Raw genomic sequence first — 2,578 nt, 5'->3', positions numbered from 1 at the left:
GGCCGCTGCCGCCGCGCAGGCCGAGCACGATGCCGGCGATCAGGGAGATCAGACCGAGGATGCCGAGGATGATCGGCACGGTGCGACCGAAGAGGCTGAGGGTGTCGATGCCGTTCTTGGCCTGGTCCACCTGGAACTCGATGGTGTCCTCGTTGAACGGCAGGCTCACCTGCAGCACCGTCACCTCGGGACGGTTCGCCTCGCGGGCGTAGTACTGGTACTGCTGCTCCTGGCCCTTGATGACGACGCCGGTCTCCGGCTCGACCCACAGGTCACGAACGTTGGTGTACCACCGGGTCATGGTCACCGGCGTCTCGCCGCCCTCGACGCCCCACGTGGAGGCGGGCAGGCTCAGCTTGTAGGTCGGCACCGACGGATCGACCGTGGACAGGTCGATCGGCCCGACCTCGTGCCGGAAGTGGTAGACCTTGACGCCGTTGATCTCGGTCTCGTCGATGTAGTCGATCGGGAACGTCTCGCGCGCGTTCAGATCGAAGTACGGGTACGACTTCTGCTCGGTGCCGAACGGGAAGCGGTACTGCAGGCCGTCGCGGTTCGGGATCTCCGCCGGCGGCGCCGTCGCCGAGGTCTGGATGGTGCTGACGGCGTCCGGGTTCTCCTCCTGGGTGACGGGCATGCCGCTGACCCGGTCCACGGTGACCCGGTCGACGGTGGCGGAGACCAGGCCCGTGTCACCCTGCATGTCCAGGCGACGGACCGTCTGGCCGGCCTGCAGGGTCATGATGTCGGCGTCCGACGGCTCCTCCACGGTGACGAACCGCTGCGCCACGATCGGCACGTCGGTGTCGACCTGCGCCCGCCCCGACAGCAGTGCCCGCGCGTTGAGGATGTCGCCGGTGCCCTCGGCGACCGTGGTCACCTCGAGATCCAGCGGCGTCTTGGCGAGCTTGCCGACGGTATAGGTCGGGATCAGTATCGCCGCGACAATAAGGAAGGCGCCCAGGCCCACCAACGCCAATGCCAGTTTCCGGCCCGAGCCCGAACGCTCAGCCATGCTGTGTCTCCTCACTCAACGGTTCCATCGAGTACCCCCACCGGCAGCCGGTCTGCACGGATCGCCTGGCATCCGGCTCGCGAATACCACGTGAGCCCAGACACTAACAGGGCAGCCGCCCGGCGCGCGCCACCGCGCGGACTCGAGATCCCGGCTTCCCCGCCACGACCCCACCGGGCAGACTGTCCTCGATGACCAGCACCACCCCGCCCGTCGCCCCGGCTTCCGCGATCTCCGGATTCCTGCCGGCGCTCGAGGGCATGCGCGGATTCGCCGCCGTCGGTGTCCTGATCACGCACGTGGCGTTCCAGACCGGGGCGGTGGACGATCCGGTGCTCGGCCGCATCTGGGGCCGGTTCGACCTGGCCGTCGCCCTGTTCTTCGCGCTGTCGGGCTTCCTGTTGTGGCGGCCGCACGCGGCGGCCGCGCGTGGTCTCGGGGCCGCGCCGCCCGCCGGGCGTTACCTGCTGTCGCGGGCCACCCGCATCCTGCCCGCGTACTGGGTGGTGGTGTGCGTCGTGCTGCTCCTGCTGCCCGGGGCGGGCAGCGGCTGGCGGCTGTGGCTGGCGAACCTGACCCTGGTGCAGGTGTTCGTGCCGCTGAGCCTCACCGAGGGACTGACCCAGATGTGGAGCCTGTCCGTGGAGGTGGCCTTCTATCTGTTGCTGCCGCTGTTCGCCGCGGCGCTCGCCGGGCTGCGCGGCGACCGGGCCCGGTTCCGCGTCCCGCTGCTGCTCGCCGTGAGCGCGCTGTCGCTGATGTGGGCGTGGCTGCCGGTCCCCACCCCGGGCCACATCAACCACGACAACTGGCTGCCGGGTTATCTGCCGTGGTTCGGCGCCGGCATGCTGCTCGCCGAACTCGTGTCGGGCGAACGGACCTGGGTGCACCGGCTCGCCTCCCACCGGGTGCTCATGGCGGGGATCGCCGTGGCCGCATTCGCGTTGTCCACCACGTCCCTCGGTGGGCCGGAGGGGCTCGTGACGCTCGAGCCGTGGCAGTACAACGGCAAGATCCTCCTCGGTGCGCTCATGAGTTTCGCGTTGCTGGCGCCGCTCGTCCTCGCGCCGCGCGCCGAGCACCGCATCCTGGCGAGCGGGCCGGCGCTGACCGTGGGCCGATGGTCGTACGGCATCTTCATCTGGCACCTGGCGGTGCTGTCCATCGTCTTCCCGGTCTTCGGGCTCATCCCGTTCCAGGGCGACTTCTGGTTCGTGCTCGCGGTCACGCTGGTGCTGAGCATCGCCGTCGCGTCGGTCAGCTACGCGCTCGTCGAGGAGCCGGTGCGCCGGGAGGTCAGGCGCCGCCAGCGCCGCGTCGCGACCACCGCAGAACGCGTCGCAGACTCCGCCGCGCCCTGAGCGAGACCGGCAGCGCCGCGAGCCCCAGCGCGACGAGCCCGCACAGCGCGGCGAACTGGATCGCGAACGAGTGCCCGACGTAGCCGCCCGGCGCTCGCCACGGCCCGGTGGACAGCAACGCCATCGCCGTCATGGTGGCGGCCCCGGTCACGACGACGAGCGTGCGGGCGGCCACGTCGCGGCCCCAGCGCGCGCCCACCGC

The 2,578-nt window shown here is 70.6% G+C and carries 3 protein-coding genes; 1 reads left to right on the top strand and 2 read right to left on the bottom strand.

All coding sequences use genetic code 11. From position 1 onward, the window contains the following. The coding region (locus CQZ88_RS14860; protein ID WP_180987022.1) for a DUF3068 domain-containing protein at positions 1-1,015 on the bottom strand (1,015 nt) is incomplete at its 3' end. Between the two features lie 191 nt (positions 1,016-1,206). Between CQZ88_RS14860 and CQZ88_RS14855 the strand changes: the two genes are divergently transcribed. Continuing rightward, positions 1,207-2,376, top strand: a complete 1,170-nt coding sequence (locus tag CQZ88_RS14855) for an acyltransferase (protein WP_050035910.1) — start codon at positions 1,207-1,209, stop codon at positions 2,374-2,376. Here CQZ88_RS14855 and CQZ88_RS31085 read toward each other — a convergent pair. Next, the coding region (locus CQZ88_RS31085; RefSeq protein ID WP_258008607.1) for a hypothetical protein at positions 2,312-2,578 on the bottom strand (267 nt) is incomplete at its 5' end. The two genes, CQZ88_RS14855 and CQZ88_RS31085, sit on opposite strands and share 65 nt — an antisense overlap.

Origin of the sequence: Rhodococcus sp. ENV425 (assembly GCF_002887785.1) — a bacterium.
GTDB lineage: Bacteria > Actinomycetota > Actinomycetes > Mycobacteriales > Mycobacteriaceae > Rhodococcus > Rhodococcus aetherivorans.
This window is presented reverse-complemented; position numbering and strand designations above follow the sequence as displayed.